General features: G+C 67.7%; 18 protein-coding genes. 7 read left to right on the top strand and 11 right to left on the bottom strand.

Translation table 11 applies throughout. From position 1 onward, the window contains the following. Positions 1-11: 11 nt before the first annotated feature. Genes VET27_RS03750 through VET27_RS03740 form a run of 3 tightly spaced genes read right to left on the bottom strand, consistent with a single transcriptional unit; the run spans position 12 to position 3,068 of the window. Complete coding sequence (locus tag VET27_RS03750; protein WP_526515275.1) at positions 12-530, bottom strand: YbjN domain-containing protein; 519 nt, start codon at positions 528-530, stop codon at positions 12-14. Beyond that, complete coding sequence (gene mshA / locus VET27_RS03745; RefSeq protein ID WP_526515273.1) at positions 527-1,813, bottom strand: D-inositol-3-phosphate glycosyltransferase; 1,287 nt, start codon at positions 1,811-1,813, stop codon at positions 527-529. Before mshA ends, VET27_RS03750 begins: the two co-directional genes overlap by 4 nt. A gap of 49 nt (positions 1,814-1,862) precedes the next feature. Further along, positions 1,863-3,068 (bottom strand): ROK family protein, encoded by a 1,206-nt coding sequence (locus tag VET27_RS03740; RefSeq protein ID WP_526515333.1) that lies wholly within the window; start codon positions 3,066-3,068, stop codon positions 1,863-1,865. Between the two features lie 257 nt (positions 3,069-3,325). Between VET27_RS03740 and VET27_RS03735 the strand changes: the two genes are divergently transcribed. Then, positions 3,326-4,093, top strand: coding sequence for an SDR family NAD(P)-dependent oxidoreductase (locus tag VET27_RS03735; RefSeq protein ID WP_526515271.1), 768 nt, complete (start codon positions 3,326-3,328; stop codon positions 4,091-4,093). Here the strand turns inward: VET27_RS03735 and VET27_RS03730 are convergent. Continuing rightward, the gene (locus VET27_RS03730; RefSeq protein WP_526515331.1) at positions 4,077-5,363 is read right to left on the bottom strand and encodes an Ig-like domain-containing protein; all 1,287 of its coding nucleotides are present in this window, start codon (positions 5,361-5,363) and stop codon (positions 4,077-4,079) included. The two genes, VET27_RS03735 and VET27_RS03730, sit on opposite strands and share 17 nt — an antisense overlap. A gap of 21 nt (positions 5,364-5,384) precedes the next feature. Next, entirely contained in the window at positions 5,385-6,449 is a 1,065-nt protein-coding gene (locus tag VET27_RS03725) for a UDP-N-acetylmuramate dehydrogenase (RefSeq protein WP_526515269.1), read from the bottom strand. Between the two features lie 26 nt (positions 6,450-6,475). Between VET27_RS03725 and VET27_RS03720 the strand changes: the two genes are divergently transcribed. Genes VET27_RS03720 through VET27_RS03705 form a run of 4 tightly spaced genes read left to right on the top strand, consistent with a single transcriptional unit; the run spans position 6,476 to position 9,548 of the window. Continuing rightward, positions 6,476-6,982, top strand: a complete 507-nt coding sequence (locus VET27_RS03720) for a DUF2505 family protein (RefSeq protein WP_526515267.1) — start codon at positions 6,476-6,478, stop codon at positions 6,980-6,982. Between the two features lie 44 nt (positions 6,983-7,026). Continuing rightward, on the top strand, positions 7,027-7,800 hold the full coding sequence (locus tag VET27_RS03715; protein WP_526515265.1) for a class I SAM-dependent methyltransferase: 774 nt from the start codon (positions 7,027-7,029) through the stop codon (positions 7,798-7,800). Between the two features lie 9 nt (positions 7,801-7,809). Further along, positions 7,810-8,625 carry a carbon-nitrogen hydrolase family protein gene (locus VET27_RS03710; protein ID WP_526515263.1) on the top strand — a complete coding sequence of 272 codons (816 nt, stop codon included), beginning with the start codon at positions 7,810-7,812 and terminating at the stop codon, positions 8,623-8,625. Next, the gene (locus VET27_RS03705) at positions 8,622-9,548 is read left to right on the top strand and encodes an LmeA family phospholipid-binding protein (RefSeq protein WP_526515261.1); all 927 of its coding nucleotides are present in this window, start codon (positions 8,622-8,624) and stop codon (positions 9,546-9,548) included. Before VET27_RS03710 ends, VET27_RS03705 begins: the two co-directional genes overlap by 4 nt. Here the strand turns inward: VET27_RS03705 and deoC are convergent. The 6 genes from deoC to VET27_RS03675 all read right to left on the bottom strand — a co-directional run bounded on the left by deoC (position 9,545) and on the right by VET27_RS03675 (position 13,524). Then, entirely contained in the window at positions 9,545-10,192 is a 648-nt protein-coding gene (deoC, locus tag VET27_RS03700; protein WP_526515259.1) for a deoxyribose-phosphate aldolase, read from the bottom strand. The genes VET27_RS03705 and deoC overlap by 4 nt on opposite strands. 74 nt (positions 10,193-10,266) lie before the next feature. Further along, complete coding sequence (locus VET27_RS03695) at positions 10,267-10,683, bottom strand: DUF2599 domain-containing protein (RefSeq protein ID WP_526515257.1); 417 nt, start codon at positions 10,681-10,683, stop codon at positions 10,267-10,269. Positions 10,684-10,688: 5 nt separating this feature from the next. Then, positions 10,689-10,970: a DUF2516 family protein gene (locus tag VET27_RS03690; protein ID WP_526515329.1), complete on the bottom strand. Its 282-nt coding sequence runs from the start codon at positions 10,968-10,970 to the stop codon at positions 10,689-10,691. 66 nt (positions 10,971-11,036) lie between these two features. Then, positions 11,037-11,645 carry a heparin-binding hemagglutinin gene (locus VET27_RS03685; RefSeq protein ID WP_526515255.1) on the bottom strand — a complete coding sequence of 203 codons (609 nt, stop codon included), beginning with the start codon at positions 11,643-11,645 and terminating at the stop codon, positions 11,037-11,039. Positions 11,646-11,703: 58 nt separating this feature from the next. Then, on the bottom strand, positions 11,704-12,096 hold the full coding sequence (locus tag VET27_RS03680) for a helix-turn-helix domain-containing protein (RefSeq protein WP_526515253.1): 393 nt from the start codon (positions 12,094-12,096) through the stop codon (positions 11,704-11,706). A gap of 99 nt (positions 12,097-12,195) precedes the next feature. Then, positions 12,196-13,524: a DUF445 domain-containing protein gene (locus tag VET27_RS03675; protein ID WP_526515251.1), complete on the bottom strand. Its 1,329-nt coding sequence runs from the start codon at positions 13,522-13,524 to the stop codon at positions 12,196-12,198. An 86-nt stretch (positions 13,525-13,610) separates the two neighbouring features. On the opposite strand from VET27_RS03675, the gene VET27_RS03670 reads away from it, so the two are divergent. Together VET27_RS03670 and VET27_RS03665 are read left to right on the top strand one after the other, a co-directional pair. After that, positions 13,611-14,315, top strand: coding sequence for a TetR/AcrR family transcriptional regulator (locus tag VET27_RS03670; protein WP_526515249.1), 705 nt, complete (start codon positions 13,611-13,613; stop codon positions 14,313-14,315). 4 nt (positions 14,316-14,319) lie between these two features. Continuing rightward, the gene (locus VET27_RS03665; RefSeq protein ID WP_526515247.1) at positions 14,320-15,183 is read left to right on the top strand and encodes a polyphosphate kinase 2 family protein; all 864 of its coding nucleotides are present in this window, start codon (positions 14,320-14,322) and stop codon (positions 15,181-15,183) included. Positions 15,184-15,320: the final 137 nt, after the last annotated feature.

Raw genomic sequence — 15,320 nt, 5'->3', positions numbered from 1 at the left:
CTCACGTGACGCTAGGTGTCGTCCTGATCCTCGTCGTCGTCGATGAGGTGCTCGAAGGCCTCGAGATTCTTCAGTGACTCACCCCGCCTGACCCGCCACTCCCATTCCTTCTGGATCGACGAGTGGAAGCCCAACTCCAGCAGCATGTTGAAGTCGGATTCGACGGCTTGGAGCACCTGGCCGAGGATGCCGTCGATCACGTGCGGCGTGACGGACTCCAAGGCAATGCGGCCGACCAGGTAGATGTCACCGAGGTTGTCGAGCGTGTACGCGACGCCGAACAGCCGGCGGTTGCGCCGCAGCAGGTAGCGGTAGACCTTCTCGAAGTCCTCGTCGGGCTTGCGGCACACGAACGCCTCGATGCGCACCGAGTGGGTGCCGACCGTCAGGATCGTATTCGTGATCAGCCGCCGCTCGCCCGGCACCTCCACCACGATTCCCGACGGTGCGCCGTCCACTCCCTCGTGGAAGGCGTACTCGAGTTGGCTCTCCTTGAGGGTGTCCTCGATGACCTGGAGCGCGGCGTTCATGCCCGCACGCCCCGCCGGATCGAGAAGCGGCGTCCATTGCGGCGCGACGGAACCTCGGTGCGCTGATGTCGGGCCTGATAGTCGGTGATCGCCCGCCCGTAGCTGGCCAGAAGCGCGTCCACGGTGTGCGACCAGGAGAACGTGGCAGCGTGCTCGACGGCGGATGCGCGCATGGTCTGCGGCCCGAGATCGAACAGCCCACCCATGGCAGCTGCCCAGTCGTCGATGTCGTGGCCCTCGACCAGCACACCGCTGACGCCGTCGCGCACCGCGACGGGAAGCCCGCCGACCGCGGCGGCGACGACCGGCGTGCCGCACGCCTGGGCTTCGACCGCGACGAGCCCGAAGGATTCCGCGTAGCTGGGCACTGCCACCATGTCCGCGGCGCGGTACAGGCCGACGAGTTGGTCCCGGGTCTGGGGAGGGAGGAAGGTCACACGATCGGTGATACCCAGCTCGTCGGCCAGCCGAACCATTCCGTCCGGATTGGACAGACCCGAGCCTGACGGCCCGCCGGCGACCACGACACGCACCCCGGGCAGCTTGGCGGCTGCGCGCAGCAGGACGTCGGGCGCCTTGAGCGGCTGAATGCGGCCCACGAACGCGATCATCTTCTCGTCGGCGGCCAGACCAAGTGCCCGCCGCGCCTTCATCCGGTCGCCGGGCGTGAACGTCGCGAGGTCCACTCCAGGGTGGGCGACGTCGATGCGGTCCGGATCTGCATGATGCAGTGAAACCAGTTGCCGGGCTTCGTATTCGGTGTTCGCGATCAACCGGTCGGCCTCGTCGACGACCTGCTGTTCACCGACGGCCCGCAGGGGCGGCTCCGGCTGATCGCCGATGGCCAGCGAGGCGTTCTTCACCGCAGCCAGCGTGTGGGCGGTGTTCACCAGCGGCACGGCCCACCGGTCGCGCGCCAGCCAGCCGACCTGCCCCGACAGCCAGTAGTGGGAATGCACGATGTCGTAGTAGCCCGGTTCGTGGGTGGCCTCGGCGCGAAGGACACCCGCGGTGAAGGCGCACAGCTGCGTGGGCAGGTCGTGCTTGTCGAGGCCTTCGAACGGGCCCGCCACGACGTTGCGGACCAGCACTCCTGGCGCCACCCGCACCACCGGAGCGTCGGCTGACGTCGTAGCCCTGGTGAAGATCTCCACCTCGACGCCTCGCCGGGCCAGTTCCAGTGCGCTCTGCAGAACGTAGACGTTCATGCCGCCCGCGTCGCCGGTGCCGGGCTGGGCCAGGGGAGAGGTATGGACCGACAAAACGGCTACGCGCACACCCAATACTTACACCGGCCCCGCCCAGCGCTCCCCTTGCCCTGGTCGGACCGCCTCAGGCGGTCTTGTCCCGCACCGCGCGCCGCATCGCGGCGATCGGATCGGCGTACAACCCGCCGAGCGACACCACCCCGGCGCCCGCTTCCTGCACGCGGTTGCCGAACGAGGTCAGCCGGATGTCGCGCGGTGCGAGCACCGACCGCCGTACATACGCCGCCTCCACCTGAGCCATCCCCTCCGGGTACTCGGTGAACGCCTGGCCGCCGACGACGAGGTCGTCGGGGTTGAACATGTCGCGCAACAAGGCCACGGCCTCGCCGAGCACCCTGGCGCGTTCCCCGATCAGTTCGATGGCCGGCTGGTTGCCTTGTCGCGCCGAACGCAGAACGCCCGCGATGGTCGACGACGGACCGTCCGCCGGGACGACCCGCAGCTTGCGCGCCGCGGTGAGCACCGCCTCGTCGCTCACCGTCGACTCCAATTGTCCAGTGCCACCCAATAATTCGGACTGGACGGGCAGTGTTGCGATGGTGCCGGGACCGCTGGTGGGCGAATGCACCCTGCCGCCGATCGAGAGTGCGTAGCCGACGGTCTCACGGGCGTAGACGTACAGGCTGGTGGCCCTCGGTGCGCTGAGTCGGCGCGCGCCGAGCAGTAGCTCGGCCCCGGCCATCGCGTCGACGTGTGACGCCAGCGACACCGGCAACCCGAGCGTATCGGCGACGACCGGCCCCACCGGAGCGTTCGACCAGCCGAGCCGGGCGTGGTCGAGGTGCCCGGTGGCACTGTCCACGACACCGCCGGCGGCCACGCCCACCCACAGCGGCCTGCGCCGATGCCAACGACTCAGGTAGCGGCGCGCGCTGCCGGCGAGTGCCGCGAGCGCCGAGTTCTGCGCACCGCGCGGAGTCGGCGTCTCGACCACGTCCAGAGTGCGACCGAACAGGTCGGTCGCCACGATGCTGGTGGTGCGGGCGCCGATGTGGATGCCGAGAGTGAGGAACGGCTCGTGGTTGACCTCGACCGGGACCCGCGGCCGTCCGATGGCGCCGGAGACGGCGAGGTCGGCCCGCTCCCGCAGGACGCCCGCGTCGAGCAAGGCGGTGACCTGGCGGTTCACCGTGGCGATGCTGAGGCCGGTGGTCTGGGCGATGACGTCGCGGGCGATCGGGCCGCGCAACCGGGCAGCCCCGAACACCGACGCCGCGGCCGCCTCGGCGACCCGCAGCGACGGGGCCACGATGTGGTGACGGGCGAGCAACGCACGCTTGGCGTGGGCGGTGGAGATGGCGGAGGGGGTCTTGCGAATGGCGCTGGTGGTGCTCACGGGAGGTGTCCTTCGTTGAAGTCGGCTGGTGGGTTGGGGCCACACCTGGCGACTCAGCGGGACGGATACGTCCGGGTTCAGTCAGGCGCGGCGACGAGCGCGACAACAACAACACGCACGCGACGAGGCGATGCGGGAAACCTGACTGGTGGGCACGCTGAGAACGTAGCACGCCAACTAAAGTTGGACGAATGACGTCACTCGAATCCACTCGGCCCGTCGCGGTGGTCACCGGCGCCAGCTCGGGAATAGGCGAGGCAACTGCGAAAACCCTTGCCGGACTTGGCTTTCACGTAGCCTGCGTGGCCCGCCGCGAGGACCGCATCAAAGCGCTCGCCGACGAGATCGATGGCACCGCCGTTGTGGCGGACGTCACTGACGGCGCCCAGGTCGACGCGTTGGCAGCCAGCCTAGAGCGCGTCGACGTGCTGGTGAACAACGCGGGCGGTGCGAAGGGCGTGCAACCCGTCGCCGAAGCCGACCTCGACGACTGGCGCTGGATGTGGGAGACCAACGTGCTGGGCACCCTGCGCGTCACCCGCGCCCTGTTGCCGAAGCTGATCGCCTCCGGCGACGGGCTGGTCGTCACGGTGACCTCGATCGCCGCGTTCGAGATCTACGACGGCGGCGCCGGCTACACCTCGGCGAAGCACGCGCAGGCCGCACTGCACCAGACGTTGCGCGGCGAGCTGTTGGGAAAGCCGGTGCGACTCACCGAGGTTGCGCCGGGGATGGTGGAAACCGAGTTCTCGGTCGTCCGGTTCGGCGGTGACCAGGCCCGCGCGGACGCGGTGTATCACGGGATGACGCCACTGGTCGCCGCGGACGTCGCCGAGGTGGTCGGCTTCGTGGCCTCGCGGCCGTCGCACGTCAACCTGGACCAGATCGTCATCCGGCCGCGCGATCAGGCTTCAGCAACTCGAAAGGTGACCACGGAGATGGTCACCCGCCCGGAGTGACCGTCATCGGCGGGGTCGTCGTCGGGGTGCCCGAGAGGGTCGGCGCGTCGGTGGGCGTGGCGGGGGCGCTGCTGGGAACGTTCGACGGCGGCGTGTCGTCGTTGAGCGCCGACATGGACTTCCACTCGTCCCAACCGACGGCCCAGTCCCAGATGTCGCCGTCGGCGTAGGACAGCTCGATCGACGTGCCGGTCACCTCGACCGGGTCGCCGTACACCGCGGCGTTGAAGTACTGCTGCGCGTTGTCCGTCGAGAGGTTGATGCAGCCATTGGTGACGTTGCTGCTGCCCTGCACGCCGGTGGTGCTCGGGTTGGCGTGGATGAACTCGCCGTTGTTGGAGATCCGGACGGCGAACCGCTCGTGGGCGTTGGTATAGCCCGCCACCGGATTGGACATGTAGAAGTCTTCGTACTTCTCGGTGACGACGTGAATGCCGCTGCGGGTGACGTTGCGCGGCAGATCCCCCTCGCCGTAACTGCACGGCAGGGTCATGATCACGCCGGCATCGGTGATTACCTCGATCTGGTGTGACGACGCCTCGGCCTTGACCACCTGTCGCCGTCCGATCTCGAAGTCGAGCGTCGAGTCCTGAGCGCCGAACGCCCCCTCACCGAGCGGAACGCCGTAGAGGTTGGCCGCGACGTGGACCTTGGTGCCCGGCGGGTAGTAGTCGCGGGTGCGCCAGTGCAGCCGTGAGCCACCGACCTCGTCGGGCAACCAGGCCCAGCTGCCCTCGACGGGCGGGGTGGTGGTCACGACCAAGGCCCGCTCCACCGCTGCCTTCGCGTCGTCGCCGATCGAGGCGTCGAACTGCATGATGACGGGCGCCGCGACGCCGACGACCTGGCCGTCGGCGAGCTGGAACTGACCGTTCACCTGGATCTGCGGCATGACGGTCGAGAAGGAGCCGGTCAACGGGGTCGCCTTGCCGTCGCGACCCACCGCCGAACCGCCCCAGGTGTACTCCACGCCGTAGCCGAGTGGCTCGGTGACGGTGAACGCGGTGCGGTCCGGATTCATGGTGCCCGGCACCGCGGTGCCCTCGGGATTGGTCAGCGCGACGCGCTGCAACCAGCCGTTGCTGACCTCGACGCCGATGGGGTCGGTGGGAACGACGTCCGAGGCGTCCTTGGCCGGTTTGTACGCGATCTCGGCCTTGGCGGGCGCCTGCGTGGCATCGGGTTGCGTGATCGACGACCTCCCGCTGCACGCAGCAAGCACACCGGAGGCGCCCACGGCAAATGCGGTGAGCGCTTGGCGCCGATTGATGGTCACGTCTACACACGGTACCTAGAGTGCGCAGCCAACCAGAATCGGTTCGGGTGTGAGCTCTATCCCGAAAGCGCCCCGGACACCGTCGCGAATCGCCCTGGCCAGCGTCAACAGCTCCGCCGTGGTGGCCGAGCCGCGGTTGGTGAGGGCCAGCGCATGCTTCGTCGACAATCGGGCAGCTGCAGCCTCGCCGGGGTAGCCCTTGCCAAATCCGGCGCGCTCCACCAGCCAACCGGCCGCCAGCTTGACCCCGTCCGGCGCGGGGTAGTTCGGCACGGCGCCGTCGACCTCCGCCTTCAGCCGAGCGAAGTCAGCGGGAGAGACGACCGGGTTGGTGAAGAACGAGCCCACGCTCCAGGTGTCCGGGTCGCCTTCGGCGAGCACCATACCCTTGCGGGCCCGCAGCGCCAGCACCTCCTCGCGTACGCGCGTCGGCTCCGCGCGCGAATCGGGTTCGACGCCAAGGGCATTCGCCAACTCTCCATACCGCAGGGGCGCGCTGCGATCCCCGGCGTCCAGCGCGAACTCGACCTCGAGCACGACGGCACGCGACGAGTTCTTCAAGATGCTGGTGCGGTAGCCGAAGCGCAGCGCCTCCGGCTCCACCCACTGCACGTCGCCGGTGCGACGGTCCAGCAGGCGAACCCGGCTGATGACGTCCGCCACCTCGACGCCGTAGGCGCCGACGTTCTGGACCGGCGTAGCCCCCGCCGAGCCCGGAATCCCCGACAGGCACTCCAGTCCGCCCAGCCCGTGCGCCAACGACGTGACGACCACGTCGTCCCACGATGCGCCCGCCTCGGCGCGGACGACGTCGCCGTAAACCGTGATCTCGGTGTTGGCCAGGCGCACGACGGTCAGGTCGGGGAGGTCGTCGGCGATGACGACGTTGGACCCCCCGGCCAGTACCAGCGTGCGTTCGGCGGGATCGTCGGCGGGCAGTTCGCGCAGGACGTCCACGACCTTCTCGGTGGTGTCACACGTGATGAGCCGGCGCGCGACGGGGCCGATCCTCAGCGTGGTCAGGGGTGCGACCGGCACGGACGCCTCGACCGCAACGCCTCCGATATCCGAACTGACCACGGGCGGTAACGGTAGCGTGGACGGCTATGCCGCGTTCCTTCGACATGGCAGCCGAGTACGACGGCACCGTCGAACAGATCCACCGCGCCTTCGGCGACGAGCGTTACTGGCTCGAACGACTGACCCGGTCCGGCGCCGACGAGACGACCTTGGATTCGATCACGTCGAATGCCGCCGGCGGGATCGACGTCATCACCACCCAGACTCTGCGAGCCGACAGATTGCCCGGCGTCGTCACTCAGTTCCACCGCGGAGACCTGAGTTTCGTGCGCGAGGAGACGTGGACCCCGCTCGTGGGCGGGTGTGCCACCGCCGTCGTGAGGGGCTCGATCCCCCGAGCACCTGCGACCCTGTCCGGTTCCGCGGTGCTCACGCCCGCAGACAACGGGTCACGGCTGGAGTTCAGGGCCACCGTCGAGGTCCGCATTCCGCTCGTCGGCGGCAAGGTGGAGACCTTCGTCGGCAACCAGTTGGTGGAGCTCCTGATCGCCGAACAGCACTTCACCACGGCGTGGATCAGGGAAAACGTCTAAACAGTCACTAAAATCCCTGGCCATGAGCGCTCCCCTCGGGGCAGTTGACCCGGGGCACGACCGGCTACAACCGGTTGCGCCGCAGTGATCGCTGGCTGGTGCACGCACCGCGGGTGCGGGCCGCACTGCTCTCGGCCGCCGAGCCGCTGGTGGTCGATCTGGGGTACGGCGCGCTGCCCGTCACGACCCTGGAGCTGGCGGCCCGCCTGCGGGCGGTGCGGCCCGACGTGCGGGTGGTCGGACTGGAAATCCATCCGGAGCGCGTGCGCGCGGCACGCGCCGCCATCGAGGGCATCGAGCCGGACGACGTCGAATTTGGGCTCGGCGGTTTCGAACTGGCTGGGCTGCAACCAGTTCTGGTGCGCGCGTTCAACGTGCTGCGCCAGTATGACGTCGACGACGTGGCGGCCGCGTGGACGCAGATGAGGACGCGGCTGGCGCCCGGCGGGCTGATCGTCGACGGCACCTGCGACGAGCTCGGCCGACGCTGCTGCTGGGTGCTACTGGACGCATCGGGCCCGTTGAGCCTCACGCTGGCATGCGATCCGTTCGCGATCGACAAGCCGTCGGACCTCGCCGAACGGCTGCCCAAGGTGCTGATCCACCACAACGTGCCCGGTCAACCGATCCACCGCCTGCTGACGGCGGCCGACCGCGCGTGGGCCGCGGCGGCGGGGCATGGCGTCTTCGGACCGCGGGTGCGGTGGCGGGCGATGTTGGAGTCGCTGGCGGCCGACGGCCATCCCGTCGAACCTCCGCGACGTCGCCTCCGCGATGGCGTCCTCTCCGTCCCGTGGTGGGCGGTCGCCCCGCACTAAGCTCTGGGAATGCGTATTGCCCTGGCGCAAGTACAGAGCGGCACCGATCCGTCGGTCAACCTCGCTCTCGTCGAGGACTACAGTCGGCGCGCCGCCGATTCGGGCGCACGCGCGGTGCTGTTCCCCGAGGCCACGATGTGCCGTTTCGGGGTGCCGTTGAAACTCATCGCCGAACCGCTCGACGGCCCGTGGGCATCGGGAGTCCGGGCGATCGCCGAGCGGTCCGGCATCGTCGTCGTGGCGGGCATGTTCTGCCCCAGTGGCGACGGACGCGTCACCAACACCCTGGTGGCCGCGGGCCGGGGCATCGACGCGCATTACCACAAGATCCACCTCTACGACGCATTCGGATTCACCGAATCACGCACGGTAGCACCAGGTTTCGAGCCCGTGATGATCACCGTCGACGGCGTCGGTGTGGGCCTGACCACCTGCTACGACATCCGGTTCCCCGAACTCTTCGTCGAGCTCGCCCAGCGCGGTGCCCAGATCATCACGGTGCACGCGTCGTGGGGGTCGGGCCCAAGCAAGCTCGAGCAGTGGACGCTGCTGGCACGGGCCCGCGCACTCGATGCCACCAGCGTCGTCGCGGCCGTCGACCAGGCCTACCCGGGCGACGAGATCGCCACCGTCGGTCCGACCGGCGTCGGCGGCAGCCTCGTCTGCTCCCCCACCGGTGACCCGGTGGCCGTTGCGGGGGCGGATCCGCAGCTCCTGATCGTCGACGTCGACCTCGATCCCGTCGAGAAGGCCCGTGACACCATCGCGGTGCTACGGAACCGCGCCGGGTTCGCTCATTCCGATAGGGCACAATCTCATTCGTGACCGACCCCTCCGATCCCTGGGCACGCCCCGCCCAACAGCCGCCGCAGCCGTATCAGACCCAGCCAGGCAACCCTGCGGCGCCGCAGTACGCCGGACCTCCGCAGGGACCTCAGCCACAGGGGTATCCACCTCAGGGTCTACCTCCGAGCGGACCGTCCGCAGACTCGACGGAGCCGTCGGGCAAGTTCGCCCGCCTCATCCGCGATCCGCTGTCGATCGTGCTCGTCGTCGTCATCGTGTTCGCCCTCGGCGCCGCGGGCTTGATCGGCGGCGAGATCTACGCCCGCCACCGAGGCGACCAGGTGGTGGCCGCAGCGGTCAGTTGCGTCGTCCAGGACGACGCGACGGTCTCGTTCGGCGCGCTCCCCCCGTTACTGTGGCAGCACATGAACAAGCACTACGACAACATCTCGGTCACCACCGCGGGCAACCAGATCCGCGACATCAAGGGCATGAAGGCCGAGATCAACATCGACGACGTCCGCCTGCAGAACAACGGCACGTCGACGGGCACGATCGGCGCACTCAACGCCACGATCTCGTGGAGCACCGAGGGCATCAGGCAGACCATCCAGGACGCGGTTCCCATCGTCGGCAGCTTCGTCAGCGGGGTCAAGACGAACCCCTCGGACGGCACGGTCGAGTTGCAGGGCGCGCTCGGCAGCATCATCGCCAAGCCGGAGGTCGTCGACAACGGCGTCTCACTCCAGGTGCAGCAGCTCACCGGCCTCGGCTTCACCCTGCCGCGGGAGACCGTGCAACCGGCACTCGACGCGTTCAGTTCGCAGTTGACCAAGAACTATCCGCTGGGCATCCACGCAGACAGCATCGAGGTCACCGACACGGGCGTGATCAGCAAGTTCTCGACGCAGAACGCCTCGATGCCCGCCGGTGGCCAGGATCCCTGCTTCGCTGGCCTCTAGGAACCCAGTCCGTCGAGCACCGCTCGCGTACCTGACAGACCCAACCGGGTGGCACCCGCATCCAGCATCGCGATGGCGTCGGCAGCGGTGCGAATGCCGCCGCTCGCCTTGACTTCTACGCCTCCGCCGACGGTGGCGACCATGATCTCGACGGCGCGGACCGAAGCTCCGCCCGCGGGGTGAAAGCCCGTCGACGTCTTGACGAACTCGGCTTCGGCCTCGGCTGCCGCCCGGCAGACGTCGATCAACGTCTGCTCGCCGGCGAGGTCCAGCAGCGCCGCCGACTCCACGATGACCTTCAGCACGGCGTCCGGGACGGCCGCACGGACCGCGTCGATGTCGGCGCGGACGGCAGCGACGTCACCGCGGATCGCTGCGCCGACGTCGATCACCATGTCGACCTCGTCGGCGCCCGCTGCGACGGCGAGCGCGGCCTCCTGCGCCTTGATCTCCGAAAGGTGCTTGCCAGAAGGGAATCCGGCGACCGCCGCGATCAGCGTGCCGACGGACTGAGCCCGCCTGGCCGCGGCCACCATCGACGGCGACACACACGCCGCGTACACCCCGAGATCCGCCGCCTCCTCCAACAGGAAGGCCACGTCGACGTCGGTGGCCTCGGGCTTGAGAAGGGTGTGGTCGACCATCGGGGCCACGATGTCCCTGGTCCAGACCCGAATCCCACTCCCGGGTCGCTCCGCTCCTGCACTCCGGCCCGTCATCAGAACGGCTCCTCCGTGCCGCCGGGGTTGCAACCCGTGCCGACCATCGTGTCGTAGTCGACCACGGGCCGCCACGGCTCCAGATTCCAGCTGGTCTTGCCCGGCCGGGCGAATTCGGCGAACGTCCAATGGCACATGAATTGCGCTTGCATGCCGGGAATGTCGGCGTCGGGCGACAGCGCGAGCACCTCGGCCCACGCCTCGTCGCCCTGGGTGGCGTTGTGCACCTGGTGTGCGGCGGCCCGCCCCGCCGGGGTCGGATAGACGCGGAGGCTGGACAGGTCTCCCCAGTGCGCCCACTCCATGTGATCGACGAAGGGGGGACTTGCCGCGGGGTCGGCGGTGGCGATGCCTGCCGTAGGAAACACGCCCGCCAAGAGCAGGGCCGACGAGACGGCAGCGAGGAAGAGACGCATGCGGGCTATCGCGACTTTCCCTGGACTTCGAGGATCTTGGGCCGGACGTCGACGAGGTAGATGCCGATCGCACACGCGGCGATGGCCGAGCCGACCGGCGGCGGGAGGAACACACCCACCAGGCTTGTGCCGCCGAGGATGGCCAGCCAGATCGGCTTGCTGAGCTTCCCGGCGGCGGGGTAGGCGTCGGTGCGCTGGATCGCCGCGTGGACGAACGCGTACAACCCCATCAGCAGAACGCCCACCTGAATGGCGAAGAGGACGTAACTCGCCAGGTCCTGAAGCATCACGCTTCAAGCCTAGGCGGGTTACGTCCCCTCAGTCGACTTCGCCTTGGGAGGCGGTCGGCTTCGTTACTTCTGCGTCACCTTCTTGACCGGAGCCTTCTTGGCCGGAGCCTTCTTGGCCGGAGCCTTCTTGGCCGGTGCCTTGGCCGCAGCCTTCTTCACCGATGCGGCAGCCTGCTCGGTCTTCTTGGGCAGCTCGACGCCGACCAGCTTGGCGGCACGCTCACCGACGGCGCGGGTCTGCGTGGCCACGGTGCCCAGCGCGTCCTGGGTCAGCTCGACGGCCTGGTCGGTCACGCTCTCGACGCGGTTGGCGGCGTCCTCGATCGCGGGCTGCTGACGGATGCGCTCCAGCGCGGCCTCGCCACGCTCGACGAGCTTGTTGTACTGAGCGGTGGCAGCCTCGGCGTAGCCTTCGGCGGCCTTGCGCAGCTCGTCGGAGCTCAGCTTCTCGCGCAGCTCGGTGACCTGCGTCGGCAGCTCTTCCTGCAGCTTGTTGAGCTGTGCGCGACGCTCCTCGACGCGAGCACTCGCGTCGGTGCGGGCCTCTTCGGCACGCTCGCGAAGGCTGGCGACGATCTCGTTCACGGTGGCGAGCGCGAGGTCCGCGGCGCCGACGGCGGCAAGCAGCGGGGCCTTCAGGTCTTCAACGGTGGGCTGGTTCTTCTCGGCCATGTTCTTCATTCCCTTCGAACTTCGTTTTCGATGTGGCTGATCAGCAGTGGTTCGGATGTCAGTCAGTGGCTGGCTCCTCATCCATCGCTTCGTTCTGCTTTCGGAACGAGGTGTAGATGTCGAGCAGCACCTGCTTCTGCCGCTCGGTGATCGCGGTGTCCATGACGATCGCGTCGCGGACCTCGCTCGGCTCGCTGGGTTCGAGAAGTCCTGCTCTCACGTATAGCACGTCCGCGGAAACCCTGAGCGCCTTGGCGATCTGGTTGAGCACCTCCGCGGAGGGCTTCCGCAATCCCCTCTCGATCTGGCTGAGGTAGGGATTGCTGACGCCGGCCTTCTCGGCCAACTGCCGCACCGAAACCTGCGCGGCTTCGCGCTGGCTACGGATGAAGCCTCCGATGTCCTGCGCAGCGGTGGACACGACAGCGGCGAGATTCTCATCTTGCGGCATGTTCCTCCCCCCTCTGCGTTGGGATCCGAATTGCTTCGAACACCACCTTAGGACGGAGTGCTAACTATTGCAAGCGTTTGTTAGCAGTTCGCCCACTGGTCAGAAGAGAAGTTGGGCCACCGAGTAGATGACCAACCCTGCGAGTGAACCGACGACGGTGCCGTTGATTCGAATGAACTGCAGGTCACGGCCTACGTGCAGCTCGATCCGGCGACTCGCCTCGTCGGCGTCCCACCGCTCGATGGTCTCGGTGATGATCGCTGTGATCTCCGTCCCATACTGCGTCACAAGGTGCTGAGCCGCGCGGACGATCCAGTTGTCGACCTTGTCGCGCAGGTTCGCGTCGTCCCGTAGCGCCTCGCCGATGTGCACCACCGAGTCGGCGATCCGGGTGCGAAGCGTCGAGGTGGGATCGTCGACGGATTCCATGAAGATGCGCTTGGCCGTGGTCCACGCCGTCTCCGCGGCCCTGGCCACTTCGTCCCGCGCCATGATCTGGTCCTTGACCTTCTCTGCGCGGGCGATCGTCGCCTCGTCGTTCTGAAGGTCCTCGGCGAACTCGAACAGGAACTTCGTCGCCGACCGACGCAGCTCGTGATCGGGGTTGCGCCGCACCTTGTCGGTGAAGTCCATCAACTCCCGGTGGATGCGGTCCCCGACCAGGCTGTCGACCCACCGCGGCGTCCACGTCGGGGAGTCCCGCTCGATGACGCGCTCGATGATCTCGTCGGCGCCCAGCGACCACTCGAATGCCCGATCGGCCAACAGCTGTAGCAGCGCCTCCTGACGGTGTTCCTCCAGCATGCTCGACAGCACCCGGCCCACGGGTGGCCCCCACTGCGGTTGGCCGATGCGCTTGACGATCATCCGGTCGAGGACCTGCTGGACGTCCTCGTCGCGAAGCATCTCGACCAGCACCCGCAGCACGGTCGAGGTTTCGGCGGCCACCCGTTCGGCGTGGCCGGTGTCGGAGAGCCACTTGCCCATCCGGCCGGCGACCTCCGCCTCGCGCAACTTGGTCTCGACGACTTCAGGAGACAGGAAGTTCTCCCGCACGAACGTGCCAAGGCCCTCGCCGAGCTGATCCTTCTTGCGCTTGATGATCGCGGTGTGCGGGATGGGGATGCCCAGCGGATGCTTGAACAACGCCGTGACGGCGAACCAGTCGGCCAACGCGCCGACCATGCCTGCCTCGGCGGCCGCTCGAACGTAGCCGACCCAGCCCGGGGCGCCCTGCGACTGCGCCCAGGTGGACACCAGGAAGATCACTGTCGCGCCGACGAGGAAACTCAGCGCGACGACCTTCATGTTGCGTAGCCCGCGACGCCGCTCGGCATCTGCAGCGGAGTCCACACCGGCAATCGATTCCGCAAAGCTCGCCCGCTGGCCGGAGCTGGTTGTATGCACCACTGCTCCATCATCCTGCATGACTCCACCGGCAACCCGTCCCACCGAGGCAACCGACGACATTCCCCGTATCATCTACGGGGACGAAGGAACGGAAAACGGCGGAAGTGGCACAGCAAACCCCGGACGGCCCGGTGAAGACGGACGGGCGCAAACGGCGCTGGCACCAGCACAAAGTCGACCGACGCAACGAATTGGTCGACGGCACGCTGGACGCCATCCGGCGACGCGGCAGCAATGTGAGCATGGACGAGATCGCTGCCGAGATCGGCGTATCCAAGACGGTGCTGTACCGCTACTTCGTCGACAAGAACGATCTGACCACCGCAGTGATGATGCGGTTCGCGCAGACCACCCTGATCCCCAACATGGCAGCCGCGCTGTCCTCGAATCTCGACGGGTACGACCTGACCCGCGAGATCATCCGCGTGTACGTCCACACCGTCGCCGCCGAGCCGGAGATCTACCCGTTCGTGATGGCGAACAGCTCGGCGAGCAAGAGCAAGGCGGTGGCGGACTCCGAGCAGATCATCGCGCGCATGCTCGGCGTAATGCTCCGCAGGCGGATGGCGGTGGCGCGCATGGATACCCGCGGCGCCCAACCGTGGGCGTTCATGATCGTCGGCGGCGTGCAGTTGGCCACCCACTCGTGGATGTCGCATCCGCGGATGACCGCCGACGAGTTGATCGACTACCTCACGATGCTGTCGTGGAGCGCGTTGCGCGGCATCGTCGAAGTGAACGGCTCGCTGGAGAAGTTCAACTCGCTACCGCATCCTTCGCCTGACCTGCCTACGCAACTGCTTGACTAGGCGGATGACCGACTCCGACCTTCCGTCGCTGTGGACGCACGAACCGCACGTCCACCTCGAGTTCACGGCCGGCGACCGCGTCGCCGACATCGACGCGCATGCCTCCCCGGGGTTCAAGGGCGACAAGAAGGACGCCCCCGATCTGCAGGAAGAACGCAACGCACGGTTCGCCGAGCTGCAGGAGATGCTGTACGCCAACAGTCGGTCCGGCGACACCCGCAAGGTCCTGCTGGTACTGCAGGGCATGGACACCGCAGGCAAGGGCGGAATCGTCAAACACGTTGTCGGAGCTGGTAATCCGCAAGCCATCGAATATGTGAGCTTCGGCAAGCCGACAGCCGAGGAGTTGGCGCATGACTACCTGTGGCGGATCCGCAACGCACTGCCGACCGCGGGCCACATCGGGGTGTTCGACCGGTCGCACTACGAGGACGTACTCGTGGTGCGGGTGCACGACCTGGTCCCGCCGGACGTGTGGGGTGCCCGCTACGACGAGATCAACGCGTTCGAGAAGGAACTTGTCGACAGTGGGACGACCATCGTCAAGGCCGCGATGTTCGTCTCCCTCGACGAGCAGAAGGAACGCCTTGCCAAACGGTTGAAACGGCCCGACAAGTACTGGAAGTACAACCCCACCGACCTCGACGAGCGCGAACTGTGGCCCAAGTACGAGCAGGCCTACCAGGCCGTGCTGGATCGGACGTCGACGGAGTACGCGCCCTGGCACGTGATCCCCTGCGACCGCAAGTGGTACTCGCGACTGGCGATCACCGAGCTTCTGATCGAGGCCTTGAAGAAGCTCGACTTGTCCTGGCCGCCACCCGATTTCGACGTCGAGGCAGAAAAGAAGCGACTCAAGTCCGTCTAGCGCTCGCCGAGACTACGGTTGTTGCGCCAATTCGCCCGATTTCCGTCAACAACCGTAGTTTCGCGGCATGCCCGCCGCGGCGAGCGCCCTATTCACGCGCGCCACGATCGTGGGACGCTCCCAGCGCAACTGCCGGG

Origin of the sequence: Mycobacterium sp. (assembly GCF_035633495.1) — a bacterium.
Lineage (GTDB): Bacteria > Actinomycetota > Actinomycetes > Mycobacteriales > Mycobacteriaceae > Mycobacterium.
This window is presented reverse-complemented; position numbering and strand designations above follow the sequence as displayed.